Source organism: Octadecabacter arcticus 238 (genome assembly GCF_000155735.2).
Taxonomy (GTDB): domain Bacteria; phylum Pseudomonadota; class Alphaproteobacteria; order Rhodobacterales; family Rhodobacteraceae; genus Octadecabacter; species Octadecabacter arcticus.
On record NC_020908.1, the window covers coordinates 2,237,047 to 2,253,273 of the forward strand.

Here is a 16,227-nt window from a genome sequence, read left to right on the forward strand (position 1 = left end):
TGACCTTTGGCTCACTTTTACTCTGCCGTTGACAAATAATGTCACGAGCAAGCAAGCACACAAAGATTGGCGAGACCTTGCGTAGTCAAGGACTTGTCATGCTACCACCCCTCTGGATCCAGGCAACCGATATGCCACAGATCCACGAGATCGCTGGTAAAGCCACAGAACACGTCAACGAAGTGCGCAAGGAGCACCGTGAGTTTCAAAAAGCAGCCCCCCATCCTACAACATCCAAGGAAGACGCCTGGAAACAGTTTGAAAAGTTAAGGGAGTCGTCATGACTAAAATGGAAATTGTAGAAAGCGACACGCTTTTAGAGATCAGAGCTGAACTTGCAGCTCTGAACAAGCGTCTCGACAGTGTAGATATGGTGCCTAAATCACAATGGTTAACCATTGTAGATTACGCCTCAAAGGTCGGTAAAAGCACTGACACAGTCCGTCGTTGGATCCGTGGTGGATTGCTCGAGACTAAGACCGAAGGACATACAAGGTTGATACTTTTCAATCCAGGCGCTTAGCTAATTCCTCAGCGGTAGCATTGTAATAAATCATGAGCATCTTCAGATCCCTATGACCAACCATCCGAGCCAAATCCAAAACATCAAGCTTTCGAGCCAGTCTTGTGATCGCCTCGTGCCTGGAGTCATGGAATCTAAGATCAATTACAGCCGCACGATCTCTCAGCTTTCGCCATAAAGCATCGAGCAAAGGGCTGCTAAGATTAAAGACTGGATCACTCTTGGGTAGCTCCTCGATCAACCGCATAGCCTCAGAAGAAAGAGGGACGTCTCTGGATGTTCCGTTTTTCGTCATTGGTAAACGTACAAATCGCTTTTCAAAGTTGATATCTTTGGTTCGCAGGCCAACGATCTCACCGGCTCTCATAGCGGTCTCTATTGCAAACAAGAACGCATGGAACGCTCTAGCCGTGGAATTGTTAAGGTCGTGTTGAATAAGTTCAGATAGATGTGAGACAAAATTTTGTTGCCAAGATTTAGGCGACCTCGGAGACTGAGAATTGAAAGAAACCAGCTCACGAGGCCAATATGCAAATCATCGGACTGCACAAGAACGTTTATAAACTTTATGCTTGGGCGCGGACACAAGAATGTTTGGACGTGTACCGTATCAAATACGAAGGTCAGGTTCGGCAATGGGACGACTTACGTACAGAGGGCGTTTCTCTATCAAAGTGCGCTGAATTCGTCGGCATCTCGCGCGCGACATATTACCGTCACAAGCGTATTTTGAAGGATTTGGCGCAGGCAATCATACCGCCTTCAAAGGCTCCCAAACGCTGCAACAAGTCACAGTGGGGCGAGGCAGAAAAGCAATTGGTGCTTGAGGCCCGCCGCGACAATGAAACCTACGGTAAGGAGAAAATAGGGGCCATCTTGCGTCGCGACAAAAAGCAAACCATGAGCGATAGCACCGTGGGGCGCATTTTGAGCTTTCTAAGGAAAAAAGGCCTGATCACACGATCAAGATCTGCGCCCCAAAAGCGCAAGCGTAATTTTTCCAAGGGGCATGCCAAGGGATGGAAATATAGGGATTACAAAGATATTGTGGTTGGCGAGCGTGTGCAGATCGATCATATGACTGCCACGAAGAACGGCGTCACGTGCAAACACTTTCAAGCCTGGGAGAGGTGTAGCAAGCATATCCACGCGCAAGTTTATTCGAATGCCACGGCACGCTCTGCCAAACGGTTTTTGCAAGAACTCGTGGAAATAGCTCCCTATAAGATCATCTCAATTCAAGTCGATGGCGGGTCTGAGTTTATGGCCGATTTTGAGACAGCGTGCGAACAGATGGAGATCCCGCTCATTGTGCTGCCGCCAGCAAGGCCAAAATACAACGGTGGTGTCGAGCGCGGTAACCGCACCTTCCGCGAAGAGTTCTATGCATGTCGTGATCTCATTGCCGACAGCATAGGAGCGATGCGGTTTGAACTTCGAAAAGCCGTCAATAAATACAACACATTCAGGCCTCATCATGCCTTGAAAGGCAAGACACCAATGGAGTACATTCGAATCACTCAGGCCAAAGTCGTGTGAGTCTCAAAACACCTGAACCTATACAGTGTCCAGCAGATATCTTTAGGGCTTGTAGCTCAGCCTCAGATACACGTCTGTCACGGTGTGGTGGCTCACGCGGCCTGCGCACGTCAGATAACGGGTTGCCCTCAATAAGCCTCCACTCCCGTCGCGCAACAGACAGGATACCAGACAGAAGTGTCATTTCACGGCTAACTGTTCCGTTTGATACTTCGCGCATCCGTGCATCACGCCACATTGAAAAATCTGTCGAGGTTAAATCACGTAGAGCAATCTTGGCAAATCTGTCGTTACAGAACCTTTTTAGCCTTTTGGTCTCCCAAAGCTCACCTCGCTTAGTCGGGCTCACCTCACGGGCATACCTTACCATTGCGTCACCAAAGGTAGTCTTGTCTTCACTCGAGGATTTTGTAAGTATCTGCCTCTCAGCGAATGCCGCCCAATCCTTTGATTCCTGCTTGGTGCCGAAGACCTTAGACGTCCTCTTACCATCTCTGGAAATCTCTTCGCGCCACTTGCCCGTAGGCGTCTTCCTAAATGTAGCCATACCAACTCCAGTTACGCATCGTGCGTAAATTATGCGTAACTGGTTGCGTAAAAGTGCGTAATAAGCAAGTGCAAAGCGTAAACGGTACCCAGCCCAGTAAGCGTATATGCCCAGTAAAATAAGGTTTTGTGTGTATAGTCGCGTATGCTGTTGGTACCGGTGGCCGGACTCGAACCGGCACAATGTCACCATCGGGGGATTTTGAATCCCCTGCGTCTACCATTCCGCCACACCGGCATACGCGACGGGGACCGAATACCCCTCGTCCCGCGCGGCGTCAACGGCCATAACGCACCTGCGTGTCAATTACAGGGTATTGGCCTCGAATGTATTGCAGGCGGTGATCTGCGGGGTGTCATATCCGGTTTGAAACCTGCGTTGGCGCTGCTCGGATGTGCCATAGGTAAACCTATGCGGCTGCACGGTGCGTCCTGCGTTACGCTGCAGCGTGTCGTCGCCAATCTGGGCGGCCGCATTCATCGCCTCTGCGATGTCACCGCTCTCAAGACTGTCGAACCTTTCTTGCGCGTAGCACGCCCAGATGCCTGACAAACAATCGGCCTGCAATTCGATTTGCACTGAAATCATGTTGCTATCGCGTTCGCTGACTTGTGCACGCAGACGGTTCGCTTGCCCCAGGATGCCCAATTCATTTTGCACGTGATGCGCGACTTCATGGGCAACCACGTAGGCAGCGGCGAAATCACCGCCTGCACCCAGACGCTCATCCAGCGCCACAAAGAACGCGGAAGATAGGCTTTATTGTCGCCGAGACACTGAACGACTACCGGCTGACGCCGGTAGGTTCCCTTTTTGAATGTAATTCAAGATACTGAAGTATGACAGCGTCAGTGACATTGCCGCTGGTTGTTGAGAAAAATCCGCGAGCCCAAAACCGCTGGCCCCAGTACCGTTTGCGCAGTTCGGGAAACTCGCGCTGTATCTTATAAGACGAGCGTCCCTTGATCCGCATCATCACCTTTGACAAAGCTATCTAAGGCGGGACCGATATGAACATGTGGACGTGATCGGTCGACAATACGCCCGTCTCAATATGCACGCCAAGTTCTTGGCATGTTTGGATAATGATTTCACGGATACGCTCACGCATTTCACCGCGCATAACTTTGTATCGGTATTTTGTTGTCCAGACGACGTGAAATCGGTGATAAAATTTGGTATGGCTTCCTGTGGAATAGATCATAATCTTCCCTCTCATTTTTAAGACCCTTACCGCTTCGCGGGGTCTTAAAAATGAGAGGGAAAATTATAGTACATTACGCTAAAGCGGACCGGCTGGAAGCCGGTGGCTTTAATCCCGTTTGTGGAAAGTAAAACGGCCCACTTTGTGCCATGGCACCGCCATAAGGCGACTGCGTCGCATCTTTGAACAACACCAACGTCGGCGATGTGTAGGTTCCACCGACCTGTGTTTCAAAAATCTCGTCCCAGATTTTTTCCGTATCAGCCAACGTCACGACACAAACTGCGCAGCACACTTGTTCGCTTGGGTGATTTCAGAGCTGGCCTGCGTTGCTCCACCGCGACCCAAATCAACGAATCCTGACGTGTCGAACCCGAAATAGATCCCGGCCAGCAGGATCAGCACGCCCGCAATACCACCAATGCCCCCCGCAGCCCGTCTGCCACCGCCGGATCGGCGATCTTCAATGTTGCGACTCCCACGTCTGCCTTGCCACTTCATCTGAAGACTCCCCAGCACGTTGTTGCGGTTGACCCTACTGTCTACTCATGGCCTAACAAATCTAGGCTTAACAAATAAAATATACGAGCAGTTCCCATGATCCGTCGACTCTACAACTGGACCCTGTCCCTCGCGCATTCTCCTTATGCGCTTTGGGCGCTTGCGGCCGTCGCATTCATTGAAAGTTCGGTATTCCCGATCCCGCCAGATTTATTGATGATCCCGATGATTATTGCCGCCCCGCGCCGTGCCTTTGTGATCGCAGGGGTGGCGACAGTGGCGTCGGTGCTTGGCGGAGTGCTCGGCTACGGCGTCGGCATGTTCGCGTTCGACTCAATTGGTCAGCCAATTCTTCAGGCGCTCGGCAAGGCCCATTCGATGGAAGAATTCAGCACGCGGTTCAATGACATGGGCTTCTGGGCCGTGCTGGTCGCCGGCATCACGCCGTTCCCCTATAAGGTCATCACGATCATGTCTGGCTGGACGGCGATGCCACTTGGCACGTTCATCGCAACATCCATCCTGGCACGCGCCCTTCGCTTCTTTATTATTGCAGCACTGCTTTGGAAATTTGGCGCGCCGATCCGCACCTTCATCGAAAAGCGCCTCGGCCTTGTGTTCACATTGTGTTGCATTGTGCTCGTTGGTGGTTTCGTCCTAGTGCGCTAATTATGACCAAATCACAGCTCATCGCCCTCGCCGCCTTTGGCAGCTTCGCCCTCCTCGCAGGTGCATTCGTCTTTCAATGGCTCGGCTACGCGCCGTGCAAAATGTGTCTCTGGCAACGCTGGCCCCACGCGGTGGCCATCGTTATTGGTCTGTTGGCATTGGTTCTGACGCGGCTGCAAACCCAACTGGCACTTTTAGGTGGCCTCGCGGCGCTGACAACAGGCGCAATCGGCCTCTATCATACAGGCGTGGAACGCGACTGGTGGGAAGGTCCGACAAGCTGCTCCGGCTCGGGCGCATTGGACACAAACAACTTGCTCAGCACTGACATCACACCGATTGTCATGTGTGACGACGTGGTTTGGTCGCTGATGGGCCTGTCGATGGCCTCTTTTAATGCGCTGATATCTCTGGCCTTGGTCACCGTCTGGATCGCCGCCGCCCGCCGCTAAACCACTCTCTCACTGCCCTTGACCTTTGTCTCAAAAATATCCCGGGGAGCGCGCAGCGCGGGGCAGCGCCCCCCCCCCCTGTCGGATTTGCAAAACAAATTCGATCCGCCCCTAACGCCTCGCGGGTCCTTAAATGGTTGCGTGTCCCTAGCGCCCCGCACGTCGCGTCGACAAAAGCAAACTGGTCTCCGAACGTGTGACACCATCCATGCGCCGAACTGCAAACAACACAGCGTCCAGCGCATCTAGCGTCTCTGTTCCGATCTCGACAATCAAATCCCATGTGCCGTTCGTCGAATGGACCGCCTGCACCTCAACCATCGCCGACAGCGCGCGCATGACCTTTTCGGTACCCCGCCCCTCAATCCCCAACATCATCAAACCCCGCACGGGATGGGCCACAACATCGGCGCGGGTCAAAACCGTAAAGCCCGCAATCTCGCCCGATGCTCGCAATCGGTCCATCCGCGCTTTGATCGTCGCCCGCATGACACCCAGATCCGCGCTGAGTTCGGACACCGCAGCGCGCCCGTCACGCTGCAACGCCTTCACTAGCTTACTATCCAAATCGTCCATATGATCTATCCATTTCGTGCAATTACCGCCCAGATTGCACAATGCGCTGGCTTCCCCTCCACCACAACCCCCGTGATGATGCACCCAACAAGACAGGAGCCACCACATGACACCGCAAAACATCATTCTCATCGGCGCGCCCGTAGACAGCGGCAAAGACCGCAAAGGCTGTATCATGGGGCCGGACGCCTTTCGCACAGCACGTCTGGGCGACATCCTGACAGAGCTGGGCCATTCGGTGACCGACCTTGGCAACCTCACGGCGCAAGACACCGACATCCCCGAACACGACCACCTGATCGCCCTGCCCCAAACAATTGGCTGGACGCGCACGTTAAAAAAAGCCGCCAAAGACGCAGCCCCCAAAGGCCTACCGATCTTTCTGGGGGGCGATCATTCCCTCGCGCTCGGCTCTGTGACTGGCATAGCGGATTACGCGGCTAGCATCGACAAGCCGCTGTTCGTTCTTTGGCTTGATGCGCACAGCGATTTTCATACACCGCAAACGACAGCCAGCGGCAACCTGCACGGCACACCAGTGGCCTATCTCAGTGGCCAGAGCGGGTTTGATGACTTTCCAATCGTGAGCAATCCGGTCCCGACAGAAAACATCTGCATGATCGGCCTGCGTTCCGTCGATCCCGCCGAACACGCCGCCCTTGCTAACACAGACGTCGAGATCGCCGACATGCGTGCCATAGATGAAGGCGGCATTCGCGCACCCTTGGCTGAATTCCTCGCCAAAGTTGAGGCCGCCGACGGCCTGCTTCACGTCTCGCTCGACGTTGATTTCCTTGATCCCGACATCGCGCCTGCCGTCGGCACGACAGTCCCCGGTGGCGCAACCCTGCGTGAGGCGCATCTGGTGATGGAACTGCTGCACGACAGCGCCCGCGTCACCTCGCTGGACCTGGTTGAGCTCAATCCGTTCATGGACGAACGCGGCAAAACCGCCTCTCTTTTGGTCGACCTCACCGCGTCCCTTATGGGCCGCCGCGTGTTTGACCGTCCAACGCGGTCGTTCGCGGGCGCTGTGTGATGGGAATAACAAACACCCTTCAGGCCCCCCGCGCCGTTGTTATGGTGCAGCCCCACGCATTTCATCCCAACGCCGAAACCGCCAAGGACAACGCCTATCAGAGCCCGGCGAGCGATCAGCCCAAAGCGATAGCCGCCCGCGCGCTGGCCGAACATGGCGCCGCCGTCACCGCTCTGCGCGCCGCTGGCGTGACGGTACACGTTTTTGATGATGACGGCAGCCGCAACACGCCCGACAGCGTGTTCCCGAACAACTGGTTCTCCACCCATCCCGGCGGTGCAGTCGGTCTTTATCCGATGTTTCCCATCAGCCGCAGACGCGAACGGCGCGGCAATGTTCTGGACCTTCTCAAATCCAACTACCGCGTTGAAACCATTTACGATTACTCCGGCCTCGAACAGGACGACCTGTTTCTCGAAGGCACCGGCGCCATGGTGCTGGACCACGTTGGCCGCATCGCCTTTGTGGCCCGCTCAAACCGCGCTGACGCGATTGTTCTTGAACGGTTTTGCACGCACTTTGGATACGAACCCATTGTTTTCGACGCCTTCGATCCCGCGGGCGTCCCCGTCTATCATACCAATGTCTTCATGTGCATCGGCACCGATTTCGCACTCGTCGGCCTGGACATGATCCCCGATCCGGCCCGCAGAGATGTGGTGCGCCGCCGCCTCGAAGAAACCGGGCGCGACGTGATCTCCCTCAGCGCAGACCAGATCGCAGATTTTGCAGGCAACGCCATTGAATTGACCGGCACACAAGGCCGCATACTCGCCCTCTCGTCGCGTGCCATGGCCGCACTCACGGCTAACCAGCGCGACCGCATCTGCGCCAGCGCGACATTGCTCCCTCTCTCCTTGCCCACGATCGAATGCGCCGGCGGCTCGGCCCGCTGCATGATCGCAGGCGTTCACCTCACACCCCGCTCAAAGGTATCCCCATGTTGACCCCCTCAAAACTTGCCTATGTCCCCTTCGTATCAGTGCACAACATGATGCGCCTGATCCATGCCAATGGGTTGTCCAGCATGCTGATCCGAATCGCTGACACCATAGAAGAAGATTTCCTGCGCTGGGACGAATTTGACAAAACCCCGCGCGTGGCCTCCCATTCCGACGTCGGCGTGATCGAACTGATGCCAACATCAGACGGCGAACTCTACGGCTTCAAATATGTGAACGGCCACCCGAAAAACACCGCCGAAGGGCTGCAAACCGTCACCGCCTTCGGCCTGCTCGCCGATGTGCAATCCGGTTATCCGGTTCTGCTATCAGAAATGACAATGCTCACTGCGCTGCGCACGGCCGCCATGTCCGCGCTGGCCGCCAAACACCTTGCTCCCAAAGGGGCCACGACCATGGCGATGATCGGCAACGGCGCGCAATCGGAATTCCAATGCCGCGCGTTTCAGGCCATTTGCGGCATCACCCATGTGCGCCTCTATGACATCGATCCAGCCGCCACCAAGAAATGTGCAGCCAATCTGGAAAACAGCGGGCTGCACGTCACTGCATGCGCAACCTCCGAGGATGCGGTCGCCGGTGCGCAGATCATCACGACCTGCACTGCAGACAAACAAAACGCTACAGTTCTGACCGACAACATGATCGGCGCAGGTGTGCACATCAACGCCATCGGCGGCGATTGCCCCGGTAAAACCGAACTGCACTCCGACATCCTCTATCGCTCTGATATTTTTGTGGAATACCCGCCGCAAACCCGCATCGAAGGCGAAATTCAAGCCCTCGACGCCCACCACCCCGTCATCGAACTGCACGACGTCTTCGCAGGTCGCCACGTTGGGCGCATCGCCGACAAACAAATCACCCTGTTTGACAGCGTCGGTTTCGCCATCGAAGACTTCTCTGCCTTGCGCTGTATCAAAGATGCCATTCAAGGCACTCCCTTTTTTGAGCCCCTCGACATGCTGGCCGATCCCGATGATCCCCGCGATCTTTACGGCATGCTGAACCGCGCCAAATAACGCACTACAACCGCGTCTTTGCATCAAAAATATCCCGGGGGGGGGGTCGCATTGCGACGGGGGCTGGCCCCCTCTTGATCGGATGGGCGTAGCCCATTCGAAAAGCCTCGTTGCACCCCATCCCTAGCCTCTGATACACTCAGCGTAACAAGATATAGGGCGGCCCTACGGGCGCCAAATTTAGGCAGGCGGATCTCATGAACGATACACCAGAAACTCCTGAAAACACTGAAGAAATGCCACCGGAGCGCCCCGTATACGACGGCCCGCAAATCTCCATCACAGCAGAGATGAAAACCTCCTATCTCGACTATGCCATGTCGGTGATCGTCAGCCGCGCCATTCCAGACCTGCGCGACGGTCTAAAACCGGTCCATCGCCGCATTCTTTATGCGATGTATGAAGCCGGAAACACCCATGACAAACCCTACCGCAAATCCGCTCGCGCTGTGGGCGATGTCATGGGTAAATACCACCCCCACGGCGACAGCGCGATATATGACGCTCTGGCGCGGATGGCACAGGATTTCTCGATGTCGCTGCCGCTTCTGGACGGTCAGGGCAACTTTGGCTCCATGGACGGCGACAATCCGGCCGCCATGCGCTACACCGAAGTGCGTATGGACAAACCGGCGGCCTATATGCTCGCCGACATCGACAAAGACACTGTTGATTTTCAAGACAACTACGATGGCAAAGACCGTGAACCAACTGTCCTGCCGTCCCGTTTCCCGAACATGCTGGTCAATGGCGCGGGTGGTATTGCCGTCGGCATGGCCACCAACATCCCGCCGCACAACTTGGGCGAAGTCATTGATGCCTGCCTTGGTCTGATCGAAAATCCTGATCTGACATCTGAAGACCTGATCGAATACATTCCCGGTCCAGACTTCCCAACGGGCGGCATCATGTTGGGCCGCACCGGTGCGCGCAAAGCCTACCTTGAAGGGCGCGGCAGCGTCATCACGCGGGCAAAAACCCACACCGAAGAAATTCGCAAGGACCGCTTTGCGATCATCATCACCGAAATCCCCTATCAGGTGAACAAGTCGACGATGATTGACCGCATCGCAGAAGCGGCGCGCGACAAAAAGATCGAAGGCATTTCCCACGTCCAAGACGAATCCGATCGCAACGGCGTGCGCGTGGTCATCGAACTCAAACGTGACGCAACCGCCGAAGTCGTGCTGAACCAATTGTTCCGCTTCACCCCGATGCAAACCTATTTCGGCTGCAACATGCTGGCCCTAAACGGCGGTCGCCCCGAAACCCTGACATTGCGCCGCTTCCTGACCTCGTTCCTCGATTTCCGCGAAGACGTCGTGATCCGCCGCACCGCGTTCGAACTCAACAAAGCCCGCGACCGCGCCCATGTCCTCTGTGGTCTCGCCGTGGCGGTCAGCAATGTGGACGAAGTCGTCGCCACCATCCGCGCCTCGGCTGATGCGCCGTCAGCGCGCGCCGCCTTGATGACCCGCGCTTGGCCTGCCGCAGAAATCCTGCCGTTCATTTTGTTGATCGACGATCCGACCCATCCGGCCAATGCAGATGGCACCTACAACCTGTCCGAAATTCAAGCCCGCGCTATTCTTGAACTGCGTCTGCAACGCCTGACCCAGATTGGCGTCAAAGAAGTCACCGACGAGCTGGAAGAGCTGGCCGGAAAAATCAAAGAATACCTCGCGATCCTCGCATCGCGCGAACGGATCATGCAGATCATCACAGACGAGTTGGCAGAATGTAAAACCCTGTTCGCTGTGCCGCGTCGCACACAAATCGTCGACTGGTCCGGCGACATGGAAGACGAAGACCTGATCGAATCCCAAGACATGGTCGTCACCGTGACCGAAACCGGCTACATCAAACGCACCGCTTTGGTTGATTTCCGCGCCCAAAAACGCGGCGGCAAAGGCGTTTCCGGTGGCAGCCTGAAAGAAGACGACGTCGTCACGACGCTGTTCGTGGCCAACACCCACACGCAGCTGTTGTTCTTCACAACCGACGGCATGGTTTACAAACTCAAAACATGGCGCCTACCGCAAGGGTCGCGCACGTCCAAAGGCAAGGCAATCGTCAACATCCTGCCGATCCCAACGGGCGTTTCCATTGCCGCGATCATGCCAGTGGATCGCGATGAAAAAGACTGGGACGACCTTCAGATCGTCTTTGCGACCTCTGCGGGCACCGTGCGCCGCAACAAACTGTCTGATTTCACCAAGGTCATGCGCAACGGCAAGATCGCAATGAAATTTGAGGGCGAGAATGAGGGCGTGCAACTTATCAACGCGCGCATCTGTTCGGACGATGATGACGTTATGTTGGTCACCAATTCCGGTCGCGCCATTCGCTTTGCCTCCACGGATGTGCGGGTCTTCAACTCGCGCGCCTCTTTGGGTGTGCGTGGCATCCGTCTCAAAGGCGACGACAAAATCGTGTCGATGTCAGTGATCCGCCACTTTGAAGCCGAATCCGACGAACGCGCCGCCTATCTCAAAATGCGTCGCGCCATGGCAGGTCTGGCTGATGACGCAGAAATCGAGGACGAAGACGTGACTGCGGGCAACATCACACAGGAACGTTACGCTGAAATGTCGGCCTCCGAAAATCTGATCCTGACCATCACCGCTGGTGGGTCCGGAAAATTGTCCTCCTCGCACGACTATCCCCTGCGCGGACGCGGCGGCATGGGCGTGACGGCGATGGACAAAGCCATGCGTGGCGGCGAAATCGTCGCATCCTTCCCTGTGGAAATGGACGACCAGATCATGCTCGCCACATCCAAGGGCCAATCGATCCGCGTTCCGGTTGAAGGCATCTCATTCCGATCACGTTCAGCTGGCGGCGTCAAAGTCTTCAACACCGGCAAGAACGAAATCGTCGTGTCAGTCGCTTATATCGCCGATCGAGCCGATGAGGACGGCGACGCCGATGAGACTGGTGCGGCTGATCACTAGGAATAGATTTGCGTTCCCGTTTTTCGACCCGCTAGGGGTGCGATACATCAGCTCTGACACACGAGTATCCATTATGTTCTGCAAGCCCCTTCTCACCGTCGTTGTTCTGGCAACCCTATCAAGCGCGGCTTGGGCACAATCGTTCACGGTCTGTATCACCTAGGCGATCGTGCCTGCCTCGGCTTCTTTGCGGGCTAGGATTTCGCAGACACCCGAAGTGGGGCATTTTATGGCCTCGAAGGAGATTTTGAAACTGGTGCCTCTACCGCTGAAGGCTATGTTTCCATCTACGACACTCAGAAAGCTCGACGGTTCTGGGTGTCAGCGGCGCTTATGAATTCAACCAGTCTGTTTCAGCCATTGCTGATATTGGTTTTGTCGATGTTGCCAGTAAAGGCTATACACGGCTTAGCGCCGGTGCCGAATATCAGATTGTCGACGGTCACAGCATCTACGCAGAGATCGGCAATATCGACGGCGCAAATCAGGACAGTGGTTTTATCGGCTTGGGCGTAAACCTCGATTTCGGCGCAGAACGCGGCACGACCTTTGGCCGTCGCAGCAGCTGAAAAACAGCAAAGCTGGAGTTCTAATCGCCGGCCATCGCGCCACAGCTTTTGAAAATGTGTACATACAAGTTGTGTACAGCGTGTGCACCAATTGCGTACGCCCTGTGCTGCCCTGAAATCCGCCCTTTTCAATGGTTCCGTTAAGCCCTATCTCGCAGGTTATGACACAAACACTCCACATCATCGGCGGCGGAATGGCCGGATCTGAAGCAGCTTGGCAGGCGGCCAACCTTGGCGTGAACGTGGTGATCCACGAGATGCGCCCAAAGGTCGAAACCTTCGCGCACCAGACGGGCAATCTTGCGGAAATGGTGTGTTCCAACTCGTTTCGATCCGATGATGATGAACAAAACGCCGTGGGTCTGTTGCACTGGGAAATGCGCACTGCTGGCGGGATCATCATGACCACTGCTGACAAGCACAAACTGCCCGCAGGTGGTGCGTTGGCCGTTGATCGTGACCTCTTTGCGGAAGCTGTTACAGCGACATTAACCGTGCACCCTAACATATCGGTTTCATACGAAGAAATTGACAGCTTGCCTGACGATGGCCAGTGGATTATCGCCACAGGTCCGCTCACATCCGGCAAACTGGCCACCGCGATCGCCGCCGAAACCGGCGCTGAAGCACTGGCATTTTTCGACGCAATCGCGCCGATCCTGTACCATGACAGCATCGATATGACCAAAGCCTGGATGCAGTCGCGTTATGACAAGGGCGAAACGATCGAAGAGCAGACGGCCTACCTCAACTGCCCGATGACCAAGGACGACTATGAGGCCTTCATCGACGCCCTTCTCGCGGCCGAAAAAACCGAATTTAAAGAAGGCGAAACAGCGGGTTACTTCGATGGATGCCTCCCCATCGAAGTCATGGCCGAACGCGGACGAGAGACATTGCGCTTTGGCCCGATGAAACCCGTCGGCCTTACCAATGAACACGACCCGCAAAACAAACCATATGCCGTCGTGCAGCTGCGCCGCGACAATGCATTGGGGACGCTTTACAATATCGTCGGGTTTCAAACCAAGATGAAGTACGGTGCGCAAACCGATGTTTTCAAACGCATTCCTGGACTTGAGAATGCGAACTTTGCGCGCCTTGGCGGCATCCATCGCAACACATTCCTGAATTCGCCAACCCTTCTTGATGGTCAAATGCGCCTGAAGTCCAAGCCAAATATCCGGTTTGCGGGTCAGATCACCGGCGTCGAAGGCTACGTTGAATCCGCCGCGATGGGTCTGCTTGCAGGTCGATTGGCGGTCGCTGAAATGCGCGGTGAAACTTTAGGGCCGGTGCCAAATACCACCGCAACCGGCGCGCTTGTCACCCACATCACCGGCGGCGCAGATGCCAAGACGTTCCAGCCGATGAACGTGAATTTCGGCCTCTTCCCCCCCGTTGACGGCTTGAAAAGTGGCCGTCGCGGGCGCAAGGATCGTTACAAAGCCTACACCGACCGCGCCAAAGTTGAATGGCAGGCATGGCTGGATCAATCCGCGCTGGACGACAGCTGATTTGCACCCCTAGGCTGACAGCATGGAAAACCTATCCGACAGACGCCGATGATCACGCGCTTTGCACCATCGCCAACGGGTCCATTGCACCTTGGCCACGCGTATTCAGCGCTCATGGCGCAGGACATGGCCACAGCCACGGGTGGCCAATTTCTCCTGCGAATTGAAGACATTGACCAAACACGGGTGCGTCCGGAGTGGGAGGCGCAGATATTTGAGGACCTGCACTGGCTTGGTCTGTCGTGGCCCCAGCCTGTGATGCGCCAGTCGGAACGACTGGCGCGTTACAGCGAAAAACTCGACTGGTTGTGGGCGGGTCACCACGTCTTTGCCTGCACATGCAGCCGTCGCGATGTGCTCGACGCCCTCGCCGCACCGCAAGAAGGCGCAGACCTGCCCACCGGACCCGATGGCGTGATTTACCCCGGGACCTGTCGCAGCAATCAGGCAATATCTGCGAACGAACACGCACCCAAGGACGCAGCGTTGCGGCTTTTGATGACATCCGCCGTCGCTCAGTCCTGCTTTTCGTTTCACGAAACTGGCCACGGCCCGAACGGCGAAACCGGCCTGATCGAATTCACCGCTGAGGACGCGATCCGTGATATCGGTGACATCGTGCTGGCACGGCGATATATGGGCACATCGTATCATTTATCCGTCGTGTTGGATGACGCAGCGCAGGACGTCACCCATGTGGTTCGCGGCGAAGACCTGTTTGAGGCCACAAAAATCCATGTTATTTTACAAAAACTTATGGGTCTTCCAACGCCGATCTACCATCATCATCAATTGATCCGCGACGGTGCTGGCAAACGGTTGGCCAAACGAGACGATGCGCGCGCCATCGCCAAATATCGCACCGAGGGTGCCAGCCCGGATGATGTCCGACGTATAGTCGGGCTTTAATCCTGCGGCGTCATCAACTCGACCTCGTTGCCAGATGTCACGGACGTGTAAAAACACGACCGTCGGTTGGTGTGGCACGCCGCCCCGATTTGACGCACGACGGCCAGCAAACAATCGCGATCACAATCAAGACGTAGATCGATCAGTTCCTGCGTGTGTCCCGACGTTTCCCCCTTGATCCAGAACGCCTGACGCGACCGCGACCAATACGTCACGCGTTTGGTTTGCAAGGTCATCGCCACCGCGTCTGCATTCATCCACGCCATCATCAACACCTCTCCGGTGTCGTCTTGTTGCGCAATACACGGGATCAAGCCGTTGTAATCATACGTCAAAGTCGATGGATCGAAGGACATAGCAGGTTTTCCTTTGGCAAGTTGGTCTCGCGAGACTATCTATGGAGAATACACGCGAAAGGCAAATTTCCATGACGACTGATAGCGACCTGATCAACCTATATTCGACCCGTATTTTGGGTCTTGCGGCGGATATTCCTCATCGCACTCGTCTCAGTGCGCCGGACGGAACGTCCAAGCGCCGCTCGCCGCTGTGCGGGTCGACGGTGACCGTTGATTTGGCGCTAGACGGCGACAAGATCGTCGGATTCGGGCAAGATGTGAAAGCCTGTGCGCTCGGTCAAGCCTCTGCGGCGGTGGTCGGGCACAACATTGTCGGTCGATCCGAGGCCGAAGTGCAGACCGGACGGGATCAGCTGTTCGCAATGCTAAAATCTGGCGGACCAACGCCAGATGCGCCCTTTGACGGGCTTGAGGTTCTTGGCCCTGCGTCTGAGTACAGGAACCGTCATGCGTCGATTCTGCTGGCATTTGATGCCACACTAGATGCTTTCGTTGACGCACGCACATCTAAATCCGCCTAAACAACTGACCAGAAAAAAAACCGCCGCTTTCCGGGACAGAGGAAAGCGACGGTAGGTATGCGTTTCGTGTGGGACCGGTTCAATATTGGAACGGCAGGTTCCTGATTGGGTCGATGACAGGCAGTGTCGGACGTCAACAGATCAAACTTTGGGACAGAGGATCTGAAGGCACCGGCACGAAACGCGGGATAGGCAGACAGGTAACTTAAAAGATATTCGGTAGGCTCAAAGCCGCAAAAAGCATCACCATGAGGGCCGCCATGCCAAGTGCATCTGCAACGATCGTATCGGACGACCGAACGAGTACGTTTTTGATTTCCTTGGCCATTTTGCTGCTCCTTATGCTGTTCTCTTTGTTGCCTCT

At 55.5% G+C, this 16,227-nt stretch carries 18 protein-coding genes, 1 tRNA gene and 2 pseudogenes; 12 read left to right on the plus strand and 9 right to left on the minus strand.

Going from position 1 to position 16,227, the window contains the following annotated elements; genetic code table 11:
• Positions 1-131: 131 nt before the first annotated feature.
• Positions 132-284, plus strand: a complete 153-nt coding sequence (locus tag OA238_RS32755) for a hypothetical protein (RefSeq protein ID WP_187293175.1) — start codon at positions 132-134, stop codon at positions 282-284.
• On the plus strand, positions 281-523 hold the full coding sequence (locus OA238_RS11645) for a hypothetical protein (protein WP_044036714.1): 243 nt from the start codon (positions 281-283) through the stop codon (positions 521-523). Before OA238_RS32755 ends, OA238_RS11645 begins: the two co-directional genes overlap by 4 nt.
• Here OA238_RS11645 and OA238_RS11650 read toward each other — a convergent pair.
• Positions 507-1,037, minus strand: a complete 531-nt coding sequence (locus OA238_RS11650; protein ID WP_083906713.1) for a tyrosine-type recombinase/integrase — start codon at positions 1,035-1,037, stop codon at positions 507-509. The genes OA238_RS11645 and OA238_RS11650 overlap by 17 nt on opposite strands.
• A 14-nt stretch (positions 1,038-1,051) precedes the next feature.
• On the opposite strand from OA238_RS11650, the gene OA238_RS11655 reads away from it, so the two are divergent.
• On the plus strand, positions 1,052-2,062 hold the full coding sequence (locus OA238_RS11655; RefSeq protein ID WP_015494160.1) for an integrase core domain-containing protein: 1,011 nt from the start codon (positions 1,052-1,054) through the stop codon (positions 2,060-2,062).
• A gap of 698 nt (positions 2,063-2,760) precedes the next feature.
• On the opposite strand, the gene OA238_RS11665 is transcribed toward OA238_RS11655, so the two are convergent.
• The 5 genes and pseudogenes from OA238_RS11665 to OA238_RS34485 form a co-directional block, all read right to left on the minus strand.
• Positions 2,761-2,846: transfer RNA gene (locus tag OA238_RS11665), tRNA-Leu, on the minus strand.
• 69 nt (positions 2,847-2,915) lie between these two features.
• Positions 2,916-3,365 (minus strand): annotated as a pseudogene (locus tag OA238_RS11670) (neutral zinc metallopeptidase); the annotation flags it as partial.
• Between the two features lie 28 nt (positions 3,366-3,393).
• A pseudogene (gene tnpA, locus OA238_RS30135) lies at positions 3,394-3,813 on the minus strand (IS200/IS605 family transposase).
• Between the two features lie 73 nt (positions 3,814-3,886).
• Positions 3,887-4,081: a neutral zinc metallopeptidase gene (locus tag OA238_RS34480; RefSeq protein WP_187293176.1), complete on the minus strand. Its 195-nt coding sequence runs from the start codon at positions 4,079-4,081 to the stop codon at positions 3,887-3,889.
• 2 nt (positions 4,082-4,083) lie between these two features.
• Entirely contained in the window at positions 4,084-4,314 is a 231-nt protein-coding gene (locus OA238_RS34485; RefSeq protein WP_051076458.1) for a neutral zinc metallopeptidase, read from the minus strand.
• 96 nt (positions 4,315-4,410) lie between these two features.
• Here OA238_RS34485 and OA238_RS11685 point away from each other — a divergent pair, with 96 nt between their 5' ends.
• Positions 4,411-4,983 (plus strand): YqaA family protein, encoded by a 573-nt coding sequence (locus OA238_RS11685; protein WP_015495311.1) that lies wholly within the window; start codon positions 4,411-4,413, stop codon positions 4,981-4,983.
• A 2-nt stretch (positions 4,984-4,985) separates the two neighbouring features.
• Positions 4,986-5,435 carry a disulfide bond formation protein B gene (locus tag OA238_RS11690; RefSeq protein WP_015495312.1) on the plus strand — a complete coding sequence of 150 codons (450 nt, stop codon included), beginning with the start codon at positions 4,986-4,988 and terminating at the stop codon, positions 5,433-5,435.
• A gap of 147 nt (positions 5,436-5,582) precedes the next feature.
• Here OA238_RS11690 and OA238_RS11695 read toward each other — a convergent pair whose 3' ends face one another.
• On the minus strand, positions 5,583-6,011 hold the full coding sequence (locus tag OA238_RS11695; protein ID WP_044036717.1) for an Lrp/AsnC family transcriptional regulator: 429 nt from the start codon (positions 6,009-6,011) through the stop codon (positions 5,583-5,585).
• Between the two features lie 106 nt (positions 6,012-6,117).
• Between OA238_RS11695 and rocF the strand changes: the two genes are divergently transcribed.
• The 6 genes from rocF (at position 6,118) to gluQRS (ending at position 14,983) form a co-directional block, all read left to right on the plus strand.
• Positions 6,118-7,050 carry an arginase gene (gene rocF / locus OA238_RS11700; protein ID WP_015495314.1) on the plus strand — a complete coding sequence of 311 codons (933 nt, stop codon included), beginning with the start codon at positions 6,118-6,120 and terminating at the stop codon, positions 7,048-7,050.
• Positions 7,050-7,997 carry a citrulline utilization hydrolase CtlX gene (ctlX, locus tag OA238_RS11705; RefSeq protein ID WP_015495315.1) on the plus strand — a complete coding sequence of 316 codons (948 nt, stop codon included), beginning with the start codon at positions 7,050-7,052 and terminating at the stop codon, positions 7,995-7,997. Before rocF ends, ctlX begins: the two co-directional genes overlap by 1 nt.
• Positions 7,991-9,034, plus strand: a complete 1,044-nt coding sequence (locus OA238_RS11710; protein ID WP_015495316.1) for an ornithine cyclodeaminase — start codon at positions 7,991-7,993, stop codon at positions 9,032-9,034. Before ctlX ends, OA238_RS11710 begins: the two co-directional genes overlap by 7 nt.
• Positions 9,035-9,231: 197 nt before the next feature.
• The gene (gene gyrA / locus OA238_RS11715; RefSeq protein ID WP_015495317.1) at positions 9,232-11,988 is read left to right on the plus strand and encodes a DNA gyrase subunit A; all 2,757 of its coding nucleotides are present in this window, start codon (positions 9,232-9,234) and stop codon (positions 11,986-11,988) included.
• 700 nt (positions 11,989-12,688) lie between these two features.
• Positions 12,689-14,074 carry a methylenetetrahydrofolate--tRNA-(uracil(54)-C(5))-methyltransferase (FADH(2)-oxidizing) TrmFO gene (gene trmFO, locus OA238_RS11725; protein WP_015495318.1) on the plus strand — a complete coding sequence of 462 codons (1,386 nt, stop codon included), beginning with the start codon at positions 12,689-12,691 and terminating at the stop codon, positions 14,072-14,074.
• Positions 14,075-14,122: 48 nt separating this feature from the next.
• On the plus strand, positions 14,123-14,983 hold the full coding sequence (gene gluQRS / locus OA238_RS11730; protein ID WP_015495319.1) for a tRNA glutamyl-Q(34) synthetase GluQRS: 861 nt from the start codon (positions 14,123-14,125) through the stop codon (positions 14,981-14,983).
• On the opposite strand, the gene hisI is transcribed toward gluQRS, so the two are convergent.
• On the minus strand, positions 14,980-15,339 hold the full coding sequence (gene hisI, locus OA238_RS11735; RefSeq protein WP_015495320.1) for a phosphoribosyl-AMP cyclohydrolase: 360 nt from the start codon (positions 15,337-15,339) through the stop codon (positions 14,980-14,982). The two genes, gluQRS and hisI, sit on opposite strands and share 4 nt — an antisense overlap.
• Positions 15,340-15,410: 71 nt before the next feature.
• Here hisI and OA238_RS11740 point away from each other — a divergent pair, with 71 nt between their 5' ends.
• On the plus strand, positions 15,411-15,863 hold the full coding sequence (locus tag OA238_RS11740) for an iron-sulfur cluster assembly scaffold protein (protein ID WP_044036720.1): 453 nt from the start codon (positions 15,411-15,413) through the stop codon (positions 15,861-15,863).
• Positions 15,864-16,068: 205 nt separating this feature from the next.
• Here OA238_RS11740 and OA238_RS34490 read toward each other — a convergent pair whose 3' ends face one another.
• Entirely contained in the window at positions 16,069-16,191 is a 123-nt protein-coding gene (locus OA238_RS34490) for a hypothetical protein (RefSeq protein WP_275450500.1), read from the minus strand.
• Positions 16,192-16,227 lie beyond the last annotated feature (36 nt).